The sequence below is a fragment of the Lysinibacillus sp. NPDC056185 genome, assembly GCF_047737915.1.
Classification (GTDB): domain Bacteria; phylum Bacillota; class Bacilli; order Bacillales_A; family Planococcaceae; genus Lysinibacillus.
Map to the genome: position 1 here is coordinate 1 of NZ_JBLLLQ010000099.1, position 1,301 is coordinate 1,301.

The 1,301-nt window shown below is 73.4% G+C and carries 1 protein-coding gene; it reads right to left on the reverse strand.

Going from position 1 to position 1,301, the window contains the following annotated elements:
• The coding region (locus ACMZ42_RS27125; RefSeq protein WP_415733443.1) for an acyltransferase domain-containing protein at positions 1 to 1,301 on the reverse strand (1,301 nt) is incomplete at both ends.

The following is a 1,301-nucleotide window of genomic DNA, read 5'->3' on the forward strand; positions in this document are numbered from 1 at the left end:
GCTTCCTGGTCGGTGATCCAGTCGCCGGTGACCGTGGAGACGAAGCGGCGGGACGGCGGCTTGAGCCCGGCCCGTTCGGCCGCCTCGCGCAGGGGGGCGACGACGGGGTCGAGCATCGCCGAGTGGAAGGCGTGCGACGTGCGCAGCTCGGTGGCTTGCACGCCGGCGTGCTCCAGCGACGCGCGCAGCGCTTCGATGGCCGCATGCGGTCCGGCGACCACGGCGGCGCGCGGCCCGTTGACGGCGGCGAGGCCGGTCTCGTCGCCGAGCAGCGGTTCGAGCTCCTCCTCCGTCAGCGGCACCGCGAGCATCGCGCCGGTGGGCATCGACTGAACGAGCCGGCCGCGCGTCACCACGAACTCGACCGCGGCGGGCAGGCTGAAGACGTCGGCGAGACAGGCGGCGACGATCTCGCCGATGCTGTGGCCGACCATCGCCTCCGGCTGCACACCCCAGCTCAGCCAGAGCCGGGCCAGGGCGTATTCGACGGCGAACAGGGCCGGCTGGGTGAACGCGGTGCGCTGCAGCCGCTCGGCGAGCGCCTGCGCCTCCTCGTCCGCCGTAGCGCGCGCGAACACCACCTCGCGCAGGTCGGCGCCGAGCAGCGGTGCGGCCAGCTCAGCGCACTCGTCGAAGGCGGCCCGGAACACCGCCTCGCTGTCGTAGGCCTGCGCCGCCATGTCCAGGTACTGCGCGCCCTGGCCGGGGAAGAGGAACACCACCGGCTCCGGCTTGCCAGGCTTGACCTGCACCGGCTCGGTGAACGTCGGCTCGCCGCCCGCCAGCGGGCAGACGGCGTACGTGCGGTGGGCCAGCTGCGGACGGCCCACCTGAAGCGTGTGCGCAGCGTCCGCCAGATCGTCGGGGCAGTCGGCCGGCGAGTCACCCGCCGCCAGATGCGCGGCCAGCTGCTCGCGCATCACCGCCAGCGCCGTGGGCGTCTTCGCCGACAGCGGCAGCACCTGCCACGGCCGCCCCGGGCCGGCGGGCGAGGTCTCGCCCGCCTCTTCCAGAATGAGGTGGGCGTTGGTGCCGCCGATGCCGAACGAACTGACACCGGCCCGCAGCAGCCCTTTCCGCTTGGGCCAGGTCCGCGCCCGGCGGGCCACGTGGAAAGGGGTCTCGGCGAAGTCGATACGGGGGTTGGGCTTCTTGTAGTGCAGCGAGGCGGGCAGCTTGCGGTGCTTCAGCGCCAGCACCGTCTTGATCAGACCCGGGACGCCCGCGGCCGCGCCCAGATGCCCGATGTTGGTCTTCACGCTGCCGATCGGAATGGACTGACGCGCCGTGCTGCCCGCCGC